A 17,774-nucleotide genomic window follows, 5' to 3' on the forward strand; every position below is an offset into this window, starting at 1 on the left:
GGCGGACCGCCCCACTCGGCGGCGTTCCGCCAGCGGTTGGACTATTCCCGCCCGCCCCTTCACGCAGCCCTTTCACGCAGCCTCTTCACGCAGCCCCTTCACGCGGCCTCTTCACGCGGCCTCGTCAGGCTGCTCAAGACGCGCCGCACGCTGGCTGACCACGCTGCCGCCCTGCAGCCCTCTTGCGGCGCCAGTGCCGGCCACGCCGCCCCCTCCCGCTCTCCCCCCGCTCTCCCCTCCTTTCCCGCCACCGCTGTGTTTTTGCTCTACATTAAGAGCAGGCACCGGCACTCGCTTCGCCCTGCGACCGGGCGCGGCGCATCGCACCGATACGACGGGCGGCGGCTTTGCCCAAGGAGAGATCATGCAAGCGGACAGCGAAGAACGCGTCGAACAACGACTGGCCGATCTGGTGGAGTTCGCGCGGGCCCGCCTGCCCGAGGCCACGTTCGCCACCGCAGAACCGCTGCTGCGGCACTACTACGACGTGTCCGATGCCGAGGACCTGGCCGAGCGCGATATCGCCGATCTGTACGGCGCGGCGATGGCGCACTGGCAGACCGCGCAGCGCTTCGTGCCCGGCAGCGCCCGGATCCACGTCTACAACCCGAATCTCGAACAGCACGGCTGGCATTCCGACCACACCGTGATCGAGATGGTCAACGACGACATGCCGTTCCTGGTCGACTCGGTGACGATGGAGATCAACCGGCATGGGCTGACGCTGCATTCGGCCTTTCATCCGGTGTTCCGCGTCTGGCGCGGTCCGGACGGCGGCATCGCGCGCATCGCGCTGGGCGGCGACAAGGCGCCCGACCCCGAATCGCGGCTCGAATCGTTCATCCACTTCGAGGTCGATCGCTGCAGCGAGCCGGCGCAACTGGAAGCCCTGCGGGCCGGCATCACGCGCATCCTCGGCGATGTGCGCGCGGCGGTCGAGGACTGGCCGAAGATGCTGGACATCGCGCGCGCCAGCATCGCCGATCTGCAGCGGCTGCCCGGCGGCAACGAGGGCGACACGGCCGAAGCCTGCGCGCTGCTGCAGTGGATGGTCGACGACCACTTCTGCTTCCTCGGCCATCGCGACTACCAGCTGGTCGAGCAGGACGGACGCTTCTTCCTGCGCGGCGTGGCGGGCTCGGGCGCAGGCATCTTGCGCGAGAGCCGGCGCGCGCCCACTGCCGACGAGCTGACGCCGCTGCCCCCTGCGGCCACCGCGATCATCCAGGGCGAATCGCCGATCTTCCTGACCAAGGCCAACTCGCGCTCGACCGTGCACCGGCCCGGCTATCTGGACTACATCGGCATCAAGCTGGTCGATGCCGACGGCAAGCTGTTCGGCGAGCGGCGCTTTCTCGGGCTCTATACCTCGACGACCTATATGGTGTCGACCAGCGAGATTCCGCTGGTGCGCCGCAAGTGCGCCCATATCCTGGCGCGCGCCGGCTTTCTGCAACGCGGCCATCTGTACAAGTCGCTGGTCACGATTCTCGAGCAGTATCCGCGCGACGAACTGTTCCAGGCCAGCGAGGACGAGCTGTTCGATATCGCGCTGGGCATCCTGCGGCTGCAGGAACATCAGCGCATCCGGCTGTTCGTGCGGCGCGACCGTTTCGACCGCTTCGTCTCCTGCCTGGTATTCGTACCGCGCGACAAGTACAACACCGATCTGCGCCAGCGCATCCAGAAGCTGCTGATGCAGGCGTTCGGCGGCACCAGTTGCGAGTTCACGCCGCAGCTGTCCGAATCGCCGCTGGCACGGATCCACCTGACCGTGCGGGGCGAGCCCGGCACTATGCCCGAGGTCGACACGCGTGCGCTGGAGGAACGCATCGTCGCGGCGACGCGCCGCTGGCAGGACGACCTCGCGGTGGCGCTGCTGGACAAGGCCGGCGAGGAACAGGGCAACCGGCTGCTGCGCCGCTACGGCGACTCCTTTCCGGCCGGCTATCGCGAGGACTATCCCGCGCGCACCGCGGTCCGCGATATCGAGCTGATGGAGCAGGCGCGCCGGCGCAACGGTCTGTCGATGAATCTGTACCGGCCGATCGAGGCGCCGCCGCGCGCGTTCCGCTTCAAGGTCTACCGCGCCGGCGAACCGATCGCGCTGTCGCACAGCCTGCCGATGCTCGAGCATCTGGGCGTGCGCGTGCATGAGGAACGCCCCTATCGGATCGAGCCCGACGAGGGCGCACCGCTGTGGGTCCATGACTTCGGCCTCGAACTGGTCGGCGGCGCCGAACTCGACATGGCGCGCGCGAAGGACCTGTTCGAGGACGCCTTCGCCCGCGCCTGGGATGGCGCGATCGAGAACGACGACCTGAACCGGCTGGTATTGCTGGCCGAGATGCCGGCGCGCGACGTGACGATCCTGCGCGCCTACGCCAGGTACCTGCGGCAGGTCGGCTCGACCTTCAGCGACGCCTATATCGAGCGCGCGCTGACCGGCAATCCGCGCATCGCGGCGCTGCTGGTGGCGCTGTTCGCCGCGCGCTTCGATCCGGCGATCGATCCCGGCTCGACTCCGGCGCGCGAGGCGCGCTGCGCGCAGCTGCTGGAGGCGATCGGCACCGCGCTCGACCAGGTGCCCAATCTGGACGAGGACCGCATCCTGCGGCAGTTCCTCGGCGTGATTCAGGCCACCACGCGTACCAACTGCTTCCGCCAGAGCGCGGACGGCACGCCGCGTCCCTGCCTGTCGTTCAAGCTCGATCCGGCGCGCATCGCCGGCCTGCCCGAGCCGCGGCCGATGTTCGAGATCTGGGTCTATTCGCCGCGCGTCGAGGGCGTGCATCTGCGCGGCGGCCGCGTCGCGCGCGGGGGCCTGCGCTGGTCCGACCGGCGCGAAGATTTCCGCACCGAGGTGCTGGGGCTGATGAAGGCGCAGATGGTCAAGAACACCGTGATCGTGCCGCTCGGCTCCAAGGGCGGCTTCGTCGTCAAGCGGCCGCCCTCGCCCGCCGATCGCGATGCCTGGATGGCCGAAGGGGTGGCCTGCTATCAGACCTTCCTGCGCGGCCTGCTCGATGTCACCGACAACCTCGCCGCCGGCGCGGTGGTGCCGCCGCCGCAGGTGGTGCGCCACGATGACGACGACCCCTATCTCGTGGTCGCCGCCGACAAGGGGACTGCCAGCTTCTCCGACTATGCCAACGCAATCTCCGCGGAATACGGCTTCTGGCTCGGCGACGCCTTCGCCTCGGGCGGCTCGGTCGGCTACGACCACAAGAAGATGGCGATCACCGCGCGCGGCGCCTGGGAATCGGTCAAGCGGCATTTCCGCGAGCTCGGCACCGACATCCAGTCGACCGACTTCACCGTCGTGGGCATCGGCGACATGTCCGGCGACGTGTTCGGCAACGGCATGTTGCTGTCGCCCCATATCCGGCTGCTCGCCGCGTTCGATCACCGCCATATCTTCCTGGATCCGGACCCGGATCCGGCCGTCAGCCTGGAAGAACGGCGGCGGCTGTTCGCGCTGCCGCGCTCGAGCTGGGCCGACTACGATGCAGGCAAGATCTCGGCCGGAGGCGGCGTGCATCCGCGCAGCGCCAAGACCATCGCGCTGACGCCGCAGGTGCGTGCCGCGCTCGGCATCGAAGCCACCGCGCTGACGCCGGCCGAGCTGATCCAGGCGATCCTGACCGCGCCGGTCGACCTGCTGTACAACGGCGGCATCGGCACCTACGTCAAGGCCAGCGACGAGACCCACCAGCAGGTCGGCGACCGGGCCAACGACGCCGTGCGCGTCAATGGCGCGGCGCTGCGCTGCAAGGTGGTCGGCGAAGGCGGCAACCTCGGCTTCACGCAGCTGGGCCGCATCGAATACGCGCGCGCCGGCGGCCGCATCCATACCGACGCGATCGACAATTCGGCCGGCGTCGACTGCTCCGACCATGAGGTCAACATCAAGATCCTGCTCGGGCTGGTGGTCGCAGACGGCGAGATGACCGACAAGCAGCGCAACAAGCTGCTGGCCGAGATGACCGACGAAGTCGCGGCGCTGGTGCTGCAGGACAACTACTACCAGACCCAGGCGCTGTCGATCGCCAACCGCCGCGCCGCCGAGCTGCTCGATGTCGAGGCGCGGCTGATGCGCGCGCTCGAACGCGCGGGACGGCTCAATCGCGCGCTGGAATTCCTGCCGCCCGACGACGAGATCGTCGAACGCAAGGCCGCCGGGCTCGGGCTGACCTCGCCCGAACGCGCGGTGCTGCTCGCGTACAGCAAGATGTGGCTGTACGACGCGCTGCTCGCCTCCGACGTGCCGGAAGACGCGACGGTGGCCGGCCTGCTGGCCGACTACTTTCCGCAGCCGCTGCGCGCACGTTACGCCGAGACGATGCAGCGGCACCCGCTGCGGCGCGAAATCCTTGCCACCTATCTGACCAACACGCTGGTCAACCGCGTCGGCCCCACCTTCGTGCACCGGATGATGGAGGAGACCGATGCGCGGCCCGCCGATATCGTGCGCGCCTGCCTGACCGCGCGCGACGTCTTCGGACTGCCCGGGTTGTGGCACGCCATCGACGCGCTCGACAACCGCGTCGCCGACGAGGTGCAGGCCGGCATGTTCGGCGGGTTGGCCCGGCTGCTGGAGGGCGCCACGCTATGGCTGCTGCGCCGACGCCCGACCAACGGCGCGCCGGCCGGCATGCGCCCCGACTACGCCGCCGCGGCAGCCTGGCTGACGCCGCGGCTGCCGACGCTGCTGGCCGAGCACGAGGCCGCCGCGCTGGCCCAGCGGCGCGAGTCGCTGACCGCGCTCGGCATCGACGACGCGCTGGCGCTGCAGGTCGCGGCCGGCGATATCGCGGTCGCCGCGCTCGATATCGCGGAGGTGGCCTCGGGCTGCGAGCGCAGCCTGGCGCAGGTCGCCGATGTCTATTTCGCGCTGGACCGGCATCTGAGCTTCGGCTGGCTGCGCGAACGCGCTCAGGCGCTGCCGGCCGACACGCATTGGGACCTGATGGCCCGCACCACCACGCTCGACGACCTGGACCGGCTCAAGCGCGCGCTGACGGTCAGCGTGCTGGAGCAGACCGGCTCCACCGCGCGCGACGAAGGCGCCGATGGCCTGATCGAGCGCTGGCGCGAGGCCCGGCAGGCGCCGCTGGAGCGCTTCGGCCGCATGCTGGCGGACCAGCGCGCGGCCGGCGCCACCGGGCTGTCGATGCTGTCGGTCGCCACGCGCGAGATCGGCATGCTCGAACACGCGGGCTGAGGCGATCGGCCAGCAGCATGGCGGACACCGCCTCGACGTGCTGGCACGCCCTGTTGCGCAGCGCAACACTGCGTGTGGCAACGCACGGACGTTCGACAACCCGAACCATAGATTGGGCGTGTCGAACCGGCCCATGCCTCTCGCGCCTCACCCGGGCGCGCGGCAGGCCGTCCCGCGTCATCCCGCGATCGCCAGGCTGCCGGAGAACCCCCATGGTACTGCGTCCCCCCTCGCACCCAGCGAGCTTGCGTACGACCGTCTGCGTGGTCGGCTCAGGGCCGGCCGGCATCACCTGCGCAAGGGAGCTGGCGCGGCGCGGCATCGCCGTGATGCTGGTCGAAAGCGGCGGTGAGACCTTCGAGGACCAGGCGCAGGCGATGTGCGACGCCGAGATCGCCGATGCGCGCCGCCATGCCACGATGCAGGACGCCGTGCGGCGCGCGTTCGGCGGTACGTCGTGGCTCTGGGGCGGGCGCTGCATCCCCTTCGATCCGATCGACTTCGAGCCGCGCGACTACGCGCCCGGCACCGCCTGGCCGATCCGCTACGAAGAGCTGTCGCCCTACTATGCGCGCGCCTGCGAGTACGCCAACTGCGGCGAGCCCGCCTTCACGCTCGATCGCCTCGCCGCCGAATCGGCGAGCCGGCCCATCACCGCGCGTTTCCAGCCGGGCGACGTGATCGCCTCCGATCTGGAGCGCTGGAGCGGCGAACCGAATTTCGCCCGCCGCTATCGCGACTGGTTCGAGCGCGATCCCACCGTGCAGCTGCTGCTGGGCGCGACCTGCGTCGATATCGAACCCGACGGGAGCCGCGAGCATGTCGCCAGCATCGTGGTGGCCTGCGGCTCGGCGCGCACGCGCATCGTCGCCGACCATTTCGTGCTGGCCTGCGGCGGGCTGGAAGCGACCCGGCTGCTGCTGAACGTCAACGCGCGACGCGGGGACCGGCTGGGCAACCGCAGCGGCCTGCTGGGCCGGCATTACATGGGCCACATCTCCGGCAAGATCGCCAGCGTGCGGTTCGACTCCGAGGCGGCGCGCACCATCTATCATTTCGAGCGCGACGCGCAGGGCTTCTATGCGCGCCGGCGCTTCACCGTGCCGGCGCGTGTGCAGCGCGAGCAGCGGCTGCTCAATACCGCGATGTGGCTGGACAACCATCCGCCGGCCGATCCCGCGCACGGCAACGGCATCCTGTCGTTCGCCTACCTGGCGCTGTGCACGCCGGTGATCAGCCGCTTGCTGGCGCCGCCAGCGATCGCCAAGCTGGTCGCCAACGCCAGCGCGCGCAAGGACCGCGGCGCCCATGTCCGCAATGTCTGCAAGGACCTCATCAAGATCGCGACGTTCGTGCCGCCGTTCGTCTATCGGCGCTATTTCGCGCGGCCGCGGCTGCCGGGCTTCTTTCTGCCCAGCCCGAACAATGTCTACGCGCTGCACTACCATGCCGAGCAGTTGCCCTCGCGCGAGAGCCGCGTGACGCTGGCCGACAGCACCGACTGCCACGGCATGCGGCGGCTGCGGATCGATCTGCGCTATCAGCAGGCGGACGCCGATTCGGTGGTGCGCTGCCATGCGTTGCTGGACCGGCATCTGCGCAAGACCGGTGCCGGGCGGCTCGAATACTGGATGCCGGAAGCCGAGCGCATCGATGCGGTGCTCTCGCAGGCTGCCGACGGCTTTCACCAGATCGGCACCGCGCGCATGGCGGCGCACTGGCGCGACGGCGTGGTCGACCCGCGCTGCCGCGTGTTCGGCACCGACAATCTGTATGTCGCCAGCAGCGCGGTATTCCCGTCTTCGGGGCAGGCCAACCCGACGCTGACCATCGTCGCGCTGTCGGCACGCATTGCCGACGACATCGCGGCACGGCTTGCCAACGATGCAACAAGCGATACAGCACGCGATGCCGCGAACCGAAACGACGCCTGCATGACTAACGACATGGCGACCGACGCCACGCCCGTGGCGGACCGGATGCCCCCGTCCGTCGAACCGATCGACGAGCCCGTTGCCGTAGCCACCGCAGGAGCGCCAAGGTGAGTGAGCATTCCCAGGAACTGTCGGGCCGATTGGGCTTTGGTTGTGCGCCCATGCTGGGCCGGGTGGGCAGGAAGGAATCGCTGCGGGCGCTGGCGATCGCGTATGACAACGGCATTCGCCATTTCGACGTCGCCCGCTCCTACGGCTTCGGCGAGGCGGAGGCGCTGCTCGGCGAGTTCCTGGCGGGCAAGCGCCAGCACGTGACCGTCACCAGCAAGTTCGGCGTGGTGCCGCCGCGCAATACGCGCGCGCTCAGTTTTGCCAAGAGCCTCGCGCGCGGCTGGATCAAGCGCATGCCCGGTGGCCGGCGCATGGTGCATGCGGCCTCGCGTGTCGCGCTGTCGCAGCGCAACTATGAGGTCGCCTATGCGCGCAGTTGCCTCGAACAATCGCTGCGCCAACTGCGCAGCGAGCGCATCGACTACTACCTGATCCACGAACCGCCTTCGCCCGAGGTGCTGACCGACGAACTGCAGCGCTTCCTCGACGGCGCACAGCGCGACGGCAAGATCGGGCAATGGGGCGTGACCATCGATGCGCCGGAGATCATGGCGTCGCCGCTCGCCCAGCAGGCACCGGCATGGCTGTTCGAGGCAAACCTGAACGTGCTCGACCGCCTGCATCCTGGCATCGGCGCCGGACGGCAGCGCTTTCTGTCGCGGCCCTACGGCGGCGGGCCGGACAGCCTCGCAGCCGGCGCGGCCAGCCGGCCCGTGCGCGAGGCCGTCGACAAGCTCGGGCTCGACGGCCTGAGCGAGCAGGAACTGGCGATGCATTTCGCGCTGAGCCTTGCCGGCGAGCACGGCATCGTGATCACGTCGATGTTTTCCGAGCAGCATATCCGCCAGAACCTGGCGCTGCTCGAGCGGTATCGCGCGCTCGGCGAGCTCGGACGGGCGCTGGCGCCCACCATCCTGGGCGAGGGTTCGGCGCGGCCATGCCGCAATGGGCCTTGCAACGATATGCCGGAGCGCCAGCCGGCATGAGGCGGCGATCGCGCGCTGGCTCGCCGCGGGTGCGCCGGCGGTGTGCAGCCGGCGCGCCGATCAGGAGGCCGGTGCGAACGGGTCTTGCGGCGCCGCGGGATTGTCGGACAAGTCGAACTCGTCGCGCACCTTGTCGACCACGGCGCGGATTGCGCGCTCATGGCCGCGAACATGGCCGAAGCCCTGCATATCCCAATTGCGGCCGCGCGCATCGCGCGGATGCGGCTGCGGCACCGGCACCCGCACCTTCAAACCCTCGTCCACGATCTCGTCCAGCCGCTGGATGCGCCGGCTGACTTCGTCCTGCAGCGCACGTGCGGGCCGTTCGCGCTTGGCCATGATGTTCTCTCCCGTGACCTGGATCGGGCCATGCTAGCATGCGCGCTGCCTTGCCAACGTGCGCTATCCGATCCAGCGCTTGTTGTTCCCGCCATCCCGCCGGACCCTTCCGCCATGTTCGACGCCTTGCGCGCGTGGGCCGCACGACTGCGGCGCGACGTGCTGACGCTGTGGTTCGCCTGCCGGCATCCGGCGACGCCGTGGCTGACGCGCGCCCTGTGCGCGTTGATCGTCGCCTATGCGTTCAGCCCGATCGATCTGATTCCCGATTTCGTGCCGGTACTGGGCTATCTCGACGAAATCGTGCTGCTGCCTGCGCTGATCTGGTGCGCGCTGCGCACGCTGCCGGCGCCCCTGGCCGCGTCGTGCCGCGAGCAGGCTCATCGCTGGATCGAGCAGCGGCGCGGCAAGCCTCGCAGCTATTGGGGCGCCGCGATCGTCGTGGCCCTGTGGCTGGCGGCGGCGCTGCTCGCGTGGCGATGGTGGCTGAGCTGACGCGTGCTGCCATGCGCAGCATCCACGCTGCATGACCTGGCTGTGCCGTCCATCGTCCGGCCCACTGTCGGACAGCCACCGATACCACGCACCCCGCCCCCGCTCTAGAAAGGAAGAAAGTCCCGATCAAGAGGTGCCACCATGGCAGCACGCAATATCCATGTGACGCCGCATGGCAATGGCTGGAACGTCAGCCGCGAAGGCGAACCGGTCGCCAGCTCGCATCACGACACGCAGGAAGAAGCGATCGAGGTCGCCACCGACGCGGCACGGCGCGACCGCGTCGAATTGCTGGTCCACGGCCGCGATGGGCAGATCCGCATGCGCAACAGCTTCGGCCACGATCCCGCGGCATCGAAGGGCTGACGTAGGACTAACTCGCATACAGGGCGACATCCCGATGCACTACGATGCAGGTTCCCTCCGCTCTCGACCGAAGACCATGCCGCGCAACTTCGTATTGAAAGCCACCCATACCGGATGGGAATTGACCGTCGAAGGCCAGGCACAATCGATCCTGCGCTACGACGCCCGCGATGACGCGCTGCAGCTCGCCATGGCCGCCGCCCGGCGGCGCGGCGTCGGCCTGCTGGTCCAGGAGGCCGACGGCGAAATCCGCCGGCTGACCGAACAGGAAAGCCTCGCAGCCTGATCCCGGGCAGCACGGCGGCGCTGTGCCGCCGGCCGCTGCCGCAATGGAAGACGACCATGAACCGTACCGTCCACGTGCTGCCCTCCGACCGCGGCTGGGCGGTGACCGTCGAAGACACCGACGGCGCCACCTCGCACTACCCTTCACAGGAAGAAGCCGTCGCGGCCGGACGCGAAAAGGCCAGCAAGGACCAGGTCGAACTGGTGATTCACGGCCCGGATGGGCAGGTCCAGCAGCGCACGCGCCATGACCGTGGCGATGGCCACGGCCATGATGGCGATGCGGGGGACGGCAGCGGTGATGGTGGCGGTGGGGACGGTGGCGGTGGGGACGGCGGCGGTGGGGACGGCGGCGATTGACTCGCTTGCTGCTCGGCAAAGCCGGCAGAGTCGGCAACCGACGTCCTGATATGATCGGCCGCGCGACAACGAACCATCAGCATCCCCATGTCGAGTACCGACACCGAAACCGACGCCGACTCCGATAAGATAGACCATCGCAGCCAGAAGGAAAGAATGCTTGCCGGCGATCTCTATATCGCCGAAGACCGCGAATTGCAGGCCGCATCGCGCCGCGCGTATCGCCTGTCTCGCGAATACGAGACGCGCTATGCCGTCGATCTCGACAGCGCGCAGCAGGTCCTGCATCAAATGCTTGGCGCCGTCGGACCGGACGTCAATATCAAGCCACCGCTTTACGTCGACTACGGCAAGTACATCACGGTCGGCGCGCGGACCTTCGTCAACTACGGATTGATGGCGCTCGACGTCGCGCCGATCACGATCGGCGAAGACGTGCAGATCGGGCCCAACGTCCAATTGCTGACGCCGACTCATCCGATCGATCCGGAGCTGCGGCGGCAGAAATACGAAGCCGCCAAGCCCATCGTCATCGGCAACAACGTCTGGCTCGGCGGCGGCGCCATCGTGCTGGCGGGCGTCACGATCGGCGAGAACAGCGTGATCGGTGCCGGCGCGGTCGTCACGCGCGATATTCCGCCGAATGTGGTCGCGGCAGGCAATCCGGCGCGTGTGATTCGCGAGATCGCGCAGACACCGGACGATGGCGCCGACGCATGATGCGCTCGCGCGCTCCCGGCATGTACCGGCAATGGCGGCGCTGATCCGGCTCGCAGACCGCAGCGACGCCGCATCGCTGCCGGACATCGAACGCTCCGCCGCCGAGCTGTTCCGCAGCGTGCCGGCATTGGCGTGGATCGCAGACGACGACGTGCTGGCCCCCGAAGTCCACCTGCGCTTCATTGCCGCGGGAACGGCCTGGGTCGCCGTCGACAACACCGGCAAGGTGCGGGGCTTCCTCAGCGCCGAGCGCTTCGGCCAGGCGCTGCATATCTGGGAGCTCGCCGTCCATCGCGATTGGCAGGGCCAGGGCTGCGGCCGCGCGCTGGTCTCGCAGGCGATCGAACATGCCCGGCGGCAACGGCTGTCCGCCGTCACGCTGACAACCTTCCGCGACCTGCCCTGGAACGAGCCCTTCTACCGCCGGCTGGGATTCGACGCGATAGAAGGCGATGCACTGGACGAACGGCTTACCGCGGTACTTCAGCACGAACGCGAACTCGGTTTGCCGGTGCATCTGCGCTGCGCGATGCGGCTGGTGCTGGACGTGCCGCGCTCCGGCACCGAGGCCGCCCCGCCGGCGTCGCCGTAGAATCGCCGATATTCCAACCCGACGGGACTTCGTATGGCACGCTTGATCCGACCGCATCGCGCCCTGCTCGCCGCCCTGTTCGCGACCGCGGCCTGCGCCGCCATCGCGCAGGACAACAGCCCGCTGACCGACTCCCAACGTCAGGCACTCGACCGCGCCATCGGCACCCTGCGCACGCCCGCCGACCGCAACGTCGCGAGCCAATGGAGCGACGCCAAGAAAGTCGCCGAGGTGATGTGTCGCCCGCTGGCGCTGCAGGAACTCAAGCGCACCGACGCCAGGATCGACCGCGTCTTCCTCGGCGACGACACGCCGCAAAGCCTGACGCTGAAAGGCAATACCGTGCTGGAAGGAAAGGGCCAGGCCCGCGGCCGCAAGGGCTGGCGTAATTTCACGTTTACCTGTGCGCTCGACGCGGAAACGGCTCGGGCCACGGCGTTCCAGGCAACGTTCGCAGACGCCAGGTAAGGGCCCGCGCCACGGGACTACGGCGCGATCACGGGTTCCTGGTCCAGGTGCGACAAGGCATCGACGGACCAGGAGATGCCGGTCCTGACAACGCGTGCCGGGTTGCCAACCGCTACGCACGATGCGGGGATATCGCGCGTGACGATCGAACCCACGCCGATCACGCTGCCTTCCCCAATGGTCACGCCTTTGAGAATACGAACGTCGGAGCCGACCCACACCTTTTCGGCAAGCCTGACCGGTGCCGGCATATTGATCCGCCGCCCGCTTTCGATATCGAAGATCGGATGCCAGTCGCTGGTGCGGATTTCGATGTTCCACGAGAACAGGCACTACGGCCCGATTTCGATGCGACTGTGTCGTTCGACGGCGAACAGCTTCGCTTCAATGATGTTTGTCCCTTCGCCGATTTCCACCGAGACGCAGTCGCCACCGAGAATGATCTGTCCCTGGGAGTATTGAACGCCCCGTCCGATACGCGTTCGCGTCAGCTTCACCGCATTGCGGCCGGCGCGATCCACCCAGGCCTTGATGATGGCGTTCGTTACACAGCAATCTTCGTCGAACTCGATCACATTGTCGTCGCCGTGGATCTCGATGACGACATTGCTCAGGCAGGAACGCCCCATTCGAACGGTGTTTCCATTGCCGACGAATGTGATTTTTACGTTATCAAGGATGGCGTCGTCAGGATGCTCAATGCTGTTGCCTTGTCCGTCGTTCTGGAGGTCAATGCCGGTCATGCCTGGGCCTGGTCTTGAGTAGACGACATGATACTCCGTTCGCGTGCTCTGCCACATTGAATGTCTTGTACATCACAATTAAAGCGATGGCCTACCGCCGTAGGTTGACCGGTGCCAACAAAGAAGCACAATTCTCTTTTTTCTGCCAGTCGGTAAATCGACGGTCATTTTTCCTCTGCTACGATCCGGACACCACGAGAAAATCCGCCCGATCGGACACGGCCTGATACAAACAGGGGCAAACAAGCCGGATATGCCAATTGGCAGTCGGGTTGGCCAAAAAACAATTCAGATCCCTGCCGTGGCGCGAACAACGTCTGGCATAGGGACAGCAGTGTCCGTTCGTCGGCAAGCATCCACTGCAGCAAGATGGCCTCGCGACTCGCGAGTGTGCACAACGCAATAGTCAATTCTCGGAATATGTCGATCCCTTTATTGTCTTTGGTAGTGCCATTCTTTAACGAGGAAGAAGCAATTCCCGAATTCTTTCGGCGTGTCATTCCGTGCCTGGAAGCGCTCGACAGTATCGACTTTGAAATTGTGTGCATCAATGACGGAAGCACCGATCGCACGCTCGAGCGCCTGATTTCTGCCGCAGATACCGACGAGCGCGTGCGGGTCATCGACTTGTCGCGAAATTTCGGCAAGGAGGCGGCCATGTCCGCCGGGCTGGCCGAAGCGCAAGGCGACATCGTCGTACCGTTCGACGCCGACCTGCAGGATCCGCCGGAAGTCATTGGCCAGCTGGTGGCCAAATGGCGGGAGGGATATGACGTGGTACTGGCCCGACTGGTGGACCGTACGACCGATACCTTCCTCAAGCGTTTCTCGGCCTCGAACTTCTATCGGCTTCACAACAAGCTTGCCGATGTCAAGATCCCCGACAACGTCGGCGATTTCCGCTTGATGACGCGCGAGGTCACCGATGCGGTCAATTCCCTTCCGGAATCGCGCCGTTTCATGAAAGGCCTGTTCGCGTGGGTCGGATTCCGGACTGCGGTGATCCCGTACTCGCGCGACCGCAGGGTGGCCGGCACGACCAAGTTTTCGGGCTGGAAGCTATGGAACTTCGCACTGGAAGGCATCACCAGCTTCAGCAGTCTCCCGTTGCGTATCTGGACCTACTTCGGCCTGCTTGTTTCGGCATTGTCCTTCCTGTATGCGGCATACCTTGTGGTCCGCACCCTCGTGCATGGCATCGATGTACCCGGCTACGCTTCGATCTTCGTTTCGATCCTGTTTTTCAGCGGCATACAGCTGATCGGCATCGGCATCCTCGGCGAATACATCGGGCGCATCTACATGGAATCGAAACGGCGCCCGCTGTACCTGATCCGGGCGCAGTACGGCAGAAAGGTCAAGCATGCCCGGTAGTGCGACGCTGCAACGGCTGGTCAAGTACACGATCATCGGCGCTGCCGGCACCGCCGCCCACTATGTCGTTCTGATCGGGCTGATCGAATCCAGCCTGCTGGCCAGCCCCGTCGTGGCCTCTTCGGTTGGCGCAGTGGTCGGCGCGCTCATCAACTACTTCCTCAATTACAGGTTCACCTTTCAAGCCACGAGCAGCCACCGGTCCACGCTTCCCAAATTCCTCCTCATTGCAGGAGCGGGCGTAGTGCTCAACGGTGTCGTCATGGCGATACTGACGCATCTGACAAGCTGGCTCTATATCGTCAACCAGTTGATCGCCACTGCCGTGACGCTGTTGTTTACCTTCGCCGTCAACTCCGCCTGGACGTTCAAAGAAAAAAGACATGGCTAAGCTACCAAGAACGGGAGATTCATGGATTGCCGTACTGATCGGCCTGACGATCTTTTTCGCATTCAGCGGCGGAAAAATCGTCAATCCGGCCAATGTCGACTGGATCATGGCAAGCGGCGGCGACCCGATTCAGCACTACATCGGCTGGAATTTCTTCCGTCACGGCGATTTATTGCAATTCCCGATCGGGTTGAACACCAAATACGGCGAAACCATCGGCAGTTCCATCGTATTTTCCGACTCGATCCCGTTGCTGGCGATCCCGTTCAAGTATCTCCGCGCCCTGCTGACGCCGCAGTTTCAATATTTCGGCATCTGGATCGCCCTGTGTTTCGCACTTCAGGCCTTTTTTGCCTGGCGCATCCTGTCACTGTTTTCCGAGGGCATGCTCGTACGCGCCATCGGTGCCGCACTGCTGACACTATCTCCGCCAATGCTGTGGCGGCTGCTGGGGCACGAGGCACTGATCGGGCACTGGATCCTGCTGGCGGGTCTCTACCTGTATCTGCGAGGCCTTGCCACGCCCTTCCAGTGGATTGTGCTGCTGTGCGTGGCGGCGCTGGTCCACCCCTATTTGCTGGCCATGAGCCTGGGCCTCTGGACCGCGGATCGGTGGCGCGCCTGGCAGGCGCGGGAAGTGACCGCGACATCGCTGACGATGGAAATCGGTCTTGCGTTCCTGTTGCTGGCCGGCACCGCGATTTCGGTGGGCTATTTTGCGGTGCGGGGGGTCGGGTCGGAGGGATACGGGTACTACCGCTTCAACATCACGTCGCCCCTGCATCCGCTGGACATCTGGTCCATCTGGCGGCAAACGCCATATGTCGGCGGCAATTACGAAGGCTTCAGCTACCCGGGCGCGGGCATGTTTGTCCTTGCTCTGCTGGTGGCGGCCCTGCTGGCTTTCCGATGGCGGCATGTCGAGTTCGCGTGGCGCCCGGCGTTCCCGCTTATCGCAGTCTGTGCGATCTTCTATGTCTATGCGCTCTCCAATCGCATAGCGTTTGGCGGACACGAACTGATCCAGTTTCAGGTACCGGCCATTTTCGAGAAGGTCGTATCGACGTTCCGCTCCACTGGCAGATTCATCTGGCCGGTCGTCTATGCCGTGGAGATACTCTTGCTGGTGCTCCTGCTGCGGCTGTCGCCGAAACGGCTGCTGGTGCCGGCGCTCGCCGTGATCCTGCTTTTCCAGGCCACCGACCTGTTGAATGCGTCCGCCTTTTTCCGGGCCCGATGGGCGCAGCGTTGGGACAATCCGCTGAAGTCGGCGTTCTGGAACGATGTCCCGAAGCAGTACAAACGCATTGCATTCGTGCTTCCGCTGGACGGCGGCGAGCGATACGCTCCCATTGCGTTCCTGGCCTCCAATGCGCGAATGAGCATCAATGGCGGGTATTTCGCCCGCGTCGACTTCGACAAGCTGAAAGCGGTGGAAGACGAACTGCTTGCCGCCATTGAGACCGGCAATTTCAGGGAGGACACGCTCTATATCTTCAACAAGGAAACGCACTGGGACAAGGCGCGCGGCAACCTTGGGGGCAAGGGCTTCGCGGGGTATGTGGACGGGTTTCGCGTGCTGGCGCCCGCATGGCGCGGGTGTACGCAGACATGCGCGTTCCGCTCCGAAATTGCCCGTATCGATTTCAGGGACACCGCCAGCGAGCGCTATCTGAAGCGAGGCTGGTCGACGACGGCCGGCGAAGGCGGCCGCTGGACCGATGGGCACGAAGCAGCGCTGTCGATTCCGCTGGGGAGCGAATCCGCGCAGGAACTCTCGGTCCGCCTGCGTTTTGTTCCGTTCATCAAGCCGGGGCAGGAACAGCAACAAGTCATCGTCGTTGTCGCCGGGAAAGAGATCCAGCGCTGGCGGCTCACAAGGGAACAGGTCGAGACACGCGAGTTCCGCGTACCGGCCTCGCTGCTGACGTCCGCACGGGGATGCCTCGATGTCAGACTCGAGTTCCCCGACGCGCGCGCGCCGGCCGAGCTCGGTATCAGCGGCGATACGCGTGTACTGGCACTGAATGTCGATTCGATGGAGATCTATGGGCGGTAGTCGGCGGTAGAACCGTGCACGCGTCAACGCCCGACCTTTGTATTGAAACAATATGAAAGGAGACGTCAACCGTGCCCAACGCCTTACCGTATTCCACGCTGGGACAGCTGATCGCTTCCGGCATCGTGACGATCGATTACGAGAAGCTGCTGGAATCCCACTACAAGAAATGGCTGCGTCCCGGCGACGTGGTGGTCGATATCGGGGCCCATAGTGGCCGGCACCTGCGGCACTTCCTGACTTCGGTCGCCAATACGGGCCGCGTGTTCGGCTTCGAGCCGCTGCCGGATCAATACGCAAGCCTGGCCAAACGATTCGATGTCGATAACGCCAAGCTGCACAATATGGCGCTATCGAACTGCTCGGGCACGGCGGAATTCACATACGCGGAAGGCTCGCCGCAGGAAAGCGGTCTGCGCCAGCGGATCTACAACGATCCGGAATCGGCACGCCCACGCACGATCGTCGTTGCGGTCGAAAGGCTCGATACCTTCGCGGACCAACTGGAAGGGTTGAGCTTCATCAAGATCGACATTGAAGGCGCCGAAATCGATTGCCTGCAGGGCGCACGGGCCGTTCTCGACAAGTACCGGCCCTTGATCAGCGTCGAATACGGCATGCAGGGTTATAGCGTCTATGGCAACACCAGGTGGACACTGTTCGAGTTTTGCCGCGCACACGACTACGTGCTGTACGACATGTTTCTGAACCGTCTTGCCTCGCGACAGGCCTGGAACGCTGCCGTCGACAGTATCTACTGGGATTACTTCATGGTGCCGCGGGAAAAGGAGGACGCCTTTCTCTCCCGCCTTCGCCCCCAAGACAGGACGAGGCCCGATGGGTATTCCTTGATCACGTCCCAATCACTGACGATTGCGGCCGCGCCGGCTCTTACGCTTCTACAGGGATTCTCGAGCCCCGAACCGTGGGGATATTGGACCGATGGCTGGCATTCGTCCCTGCGCCTGACCCTGCCGGATCCCCCAGACAACGATCTGCTCCTCGTCATCGAGGCGCACGGCTTTGTCCACGCGCATCATCCCGAAACCGAGGCCACGGTCTCCGTCAATGGCATCGAGGTCGGCAATCTGGCGTTCGCGTTCAGCGGGCCCAAGTCGGACGCCGACATCTTCGAATTCACGGTGCCGATTCAGTTTTGCCGGGTAAACGCGCTCGTGATCGATTTCCAGATTCACAAGCCTTGTTCGCCTTCGCAATTGGGAATATCCGAAGATCCGCGGCATCTCGGCATCGGGCTCCACCAGATCTCCCTCTACGAACGACTCGGCGTGCACGATTGAGCCGATGTTTCGCTCGCCGGCGTCCA

Annotated in this window: 17 protein-coding genes; 14 read left to right on the forward strand and 3 right to left on the reverse strand. The window is 65.6% G+C overall.

Annotated features, from left to right (window positions below; genetic code table 11):
• Positions 1-364 precede the first annotated feature (364 nt).
• The 3 genes from FOB47_RS18530 (at position 365) to FOB47_RS18540 (ending at position 8,255) form a co-directional block, all read left to right on the forward strand.
• A complete protein-coding gene (locus FOB47_RS18530; protein WP_174781782.1) occupies positions 365-5,224 on the forward strand; it encodes an NAD-glutamate dehydrogenase in 4,860 nt (1,619 codons plus the stop codon).
• A 212-nt stretch (positions 5,225-5,436) separates the two neighbouring features.
• Positions 5,437-7,269, forward strand: a complete 1,833-nt coding sequence (locus tag FOB47_RS18535) for an FAD-dependent oxidoreductase (protein ID WP_174781783.1) — start codon at positions 5,437-5,439, stop codon at positions 7,267-7,269.
• Entirely contained in the window at positions 7,266-8,255 is a 990-nt protein-coding gene (locus tag FOB47_RS18540; protein WP_144425813.1) for an aldo/keto reductase, read from the forward strand. Before FOB47_RS18535 ends, FOB47_RS18540 begins: the two co-directional genes overlap by 4 nt.
• Before the next feature lie 60 nt (positions 8,256-8,315).
• Here the strand turns inward: FOB47_RS18540 and FOB47_RS18545 are convergent, their stop codons facing one another.
• Positions 8,316-8,594, reverse strand: a complete 279-nt coding sequence (locus FOB47_RS18545; RefSeq protein ID WP_006576038.1) for a hypothetical protein — start codon at positions 8,592-8,594, stop codon at positions 8,316-8,318.
• A 114-nt stretch (positions 8,595-8,708) separates the two neighbouring features.
• Here FOB47_RS18545 and FOB47_RS18550 point away from each other — a divergent pair, with 114 nt between their 5' ends.
• The 7 genes from FOB47_RS18550 to FOB47_RS18580 all read left to right on the forward strand — a co-directional run bounded on the left by FOB47_RS18550 (position 8,709) and on the right by FOB47_RS18580 (position 11,880).
• Complete coding sequence (locus tag FOB47_RS18550; protein ID WP_151023356.1) at positions 8,709-9,089, forward strand: YkvA family protein; 381 nt, start codon at positions 8,709-8,711, stop codon at positions 9,087-9,089.
• Positions 9,090-9,230: 141 nt separating this feature from the next.
• Positions 9,231-9,455 carry a DUF2188 domain-containing protein gene (locus FOB47_RS18555; RefSeq protein ID WP_151023358.1) on the forward strand — a complete coding sequence of 75 codons (225 nt, stop codon included), beginning with the start codon at positions 9,231-9,233 and terminating at the stop codon, positions 9,453-9,455.
• Positions 9,456-9,531: 76 nt separating this feature from the next.
• Positions 9,532-9,741 (forward strand): DUF2188 domain-containing protein, encoded by a 210-nt coding sequence (locus FOB47_RS18560; protein WP_006576036.1) that lies wholly within the window; start codon positions 9,532-9,534, stop codon positions 9,739-9,741.
• 56 nt (positions 9,742-9,797) lie between these two features.
• Positions 9,798-10,100 (forward strand): DUF2188 domain-containing protein, encoded by a 303-nt coding sequence (locus FOB47_RS18565; RefSeq protein ID WP_174781784.1) that lies wholly within the window; start codon positions 9,798-9,800, stop codon positions 10,098-10,100.
• A 156-nt stretch (positions 10,101-10,256) separates the two neighbouring features.
• Complete coding sequence (locus tag FOB47_RS26295; RefSeq protein WP_261660701.1) at positions 10,257-10,820, forward strand: sugar O-acetyltransferase; 564 nt, start codon at positions 10,257-10,259, stop codon at positions 10,818-10,820.
• Entirely contained in the window at positions 10,804-11,412 is a 609-nt protein-coding gene (locus FOB47_RS18575) for a GNAT family N-acetyltransferase (protein ID WP_217488925.1), read from the forward strand. Before FOB47_RS26295 ends, FOB47_RS18575 begins: the two co-directional genes overlap by 17 nt.
• 33 nt (positions 11,413-11,445) lie before the next feature.
• Positions 11,446-11,880, forward strand: coding sequence for a DUF930 domain-containing protein (locus tag FOB47_RS18580; RefSeq protein ID WP_174781785.1), 435 nt, complete (start codon positions 11,446-11,448; stop codon positions 11,878-11,880).
• Positions 11,881-11,897: 17 nt separating this feature from the next.
• Here the strand turns inward: FOB47_RS18580 and FOB47_RS18585 are convergent, their stop codons facing one another.
• Both FOB47_RS18585 and FOB47_RS18590 read right to left on the reverse strand, forming a co-directional pair.
• Complete coding sequence (locus FOB47_RS18585) at positions 11,898-12,131, reverse strand: LbetaH domain-containing protein (protein ID WP_174781786.1); 234 nt, start codon at positions 12,129-12,131, stop codon at positions 11,898-11,900.
• An 81-nt stretch (positions 12,132-12,212) separates the two neighbouring features.
• Complete coding sequence (locus tag FOB47_RS18590) at positions 12,213-12,623, reverse strand: hypothetical protein (RefSeq protein WP_174781787.1); 411 nt, start codon at positions 12,621-12,623, stop codon at positions 12,213-12,215.
• Between the two features lie 420 nt (positions 12,624-13,043).
• Between FOB47_RS18590 and FOB47_RS18595 the strand changes: the two genes are divergently transcribed.
• The 4 genes from FOB47_RS18595 to FOB47_RS18610 all read left to right on the forward strand — a co-directional run bounded on the left by FOB47_RS18595 (position 13,044) and on the right by FOB47_RS18610 (position 17,748).
• Positions 13,044-13,997 carry a glycosyltransferase family 2 protein gene (locus FOB47_RS18595; RefSeq protein ID WP_174781788.1) on the forward strand — a complete coding sequence of 318 codons (954 nt, stop codon included), beginning with the start codon at positions 13,044-13,046 and terminating at the stop codon, positions 13,995-13,997.
• Complete coding sequence (locus FOB47_RS18600) at positions 13,987-14,388, forward strand: GtrA family protein (RefSeq protein ID WP_174781789.1); 402 nt, start codon at positions 13,987-13,989, stop codon at positions 14,386-14,388. Before FOB47_RS18595 ends, FOB47_RS18600 begins: the two co-directional genes overlap by 11 nt.
• Positions 14,381-16,447 (forward strand): DUF6311 domain-containing protein, encoded by a 2,067-nt coding sequence (locus FOB47_RS18605; protein ID WP_174781790.1) that lies wholly within the window; start codon positions 14,381-14,383, stop codon positions 16,445-16,447. Before FOB47_RS18600 ends, FOB47_RS18605 begins: the two co-directional genes overlap by 8 nt.
• Before the next feature lie 71 nt (positions 16,448-16,518).
• Positions 16,519-17,748, forward strand: a complete 1,230-nt coding sequence (locus tag FOB47_RS18610; protein ID WP_174781791.1) for an FkbM family methyltransferase — start codon at positions 16,519-16,521, stop codon at positions 17,746-17,748.
• Positions 17,749-17,774: the final 26 nt, after the last annotated feature.

This window comes from Cupriavidus gilardii (assembly GCF_013347325.1).
In the GTDB taxonomy this organism is placed as follows: Bacteria; Pseudomonadota; Gammaproteobacteria; order Burkholderiales; family Burkholderiaceae; genus Cupriavidus; species Cupriavidus gilardii.

Coding starts and splice junctions, on each gene's coding strand:
- FOB47_RS18555 (WP_151023358.1), top strand. CDS start 9,231: ATGGCAGCACGCAATATCCATGTGACGCCGCATGGCAATGGCTGGAAC.
- FOB47_RS18565 (WP_174781784.1), top strand. CDS start 9,798: ATGAACCGTACCGTCCACGTGCTGCCCTCCGACCGCGGCTGGGCGGTG.
- FOB47_RS18585 (WP_174781786.1), bottom strand. CDS start 12,131: ATGCCGGCACCGGTCAGGCTTGCCGAAAAGGTGTGGGTCGGCTCCGAC.
- FOB47_RS18575 (WP_217488925.1), top strand. CDS start 10,804: ATGGCGCCGACGCATGATGCGCTCGCGCGCTCCCGGCATGTACCGGCA.
- FOB47_RS18530 (WP_174781782.1), top strand. CDS start 365: ATGCAAGCGGACAGCGAAGAACGCGTCGAACAACGACTGGCCGATCTG.
- FOB47_RS18580 (WP_174781785.1), top strand. CDS start 11,446: ATGGCACGCTTGATCCGACCGCATCGCGCCCTGCTCGCCGCCCTGTTC.
- FOB47_RS18595 (WP_174781788.1), top strand. CDS start 13,044: ATGTCGATCCCTTTATTGTCTTTGGTAGTGCCATTCTTTAACGAGGAA.
- FOB47_RS26295 (WP_261660701.1), top strand. CDS start 10,257: ATGCTTGCCGGCGATCTCTATATCGCCGAAGACCGCGAATTGCAGGCC.
- FOB47_RS18550 (WP_151023356.1), top strand. CDS start 8,709: ATGTTCGACGCCTTGCGCGCGTGGGCCGCACGACTGCGGCGCGACGTG.
- FOB47_RS18560 (WP_006576036.1), top strand. CDS start 9,532: ATGCCGCGCAACTTCGTATTGAAAGCCACCCATACCGGATGGGAATTG.
- FOB47_RS18600 (WP_174781789.1), top strand. CDS start 13,987: ATGCCCGGTAGTGCGACGCTGCAACGGCTGGTCAAGTACACGATCATC.
- FOB47_RS18590 (WP_174781787.1), bottom strand. CDS start 12,623: ATGACCGGCATTGACCTCCAGAACGACGGACAAGGCAACAGCATTGAG.
- FOB47_RS18605 (WP_174781790.1), top strand. CDS start 14,381: ATGGCTAAGCTACCAAGAACGGGAGATTCATGGATTGCCGTACTGATC.
- FOB47_RS18545 (WP_006576038.1), bottom strand. CDS start 8,594: ATGGCCAAGCGCGAACGGCCCGCACGTGCGCTGCAGGACGAAGTCAGC.
- FOB47_RS18535 (WP_174781783.1), top strand. CDS start 5,437: ATGGTACTGCGTCCCCCCTCGCACCCAGCGAGCTTGCGTACGACCGTC.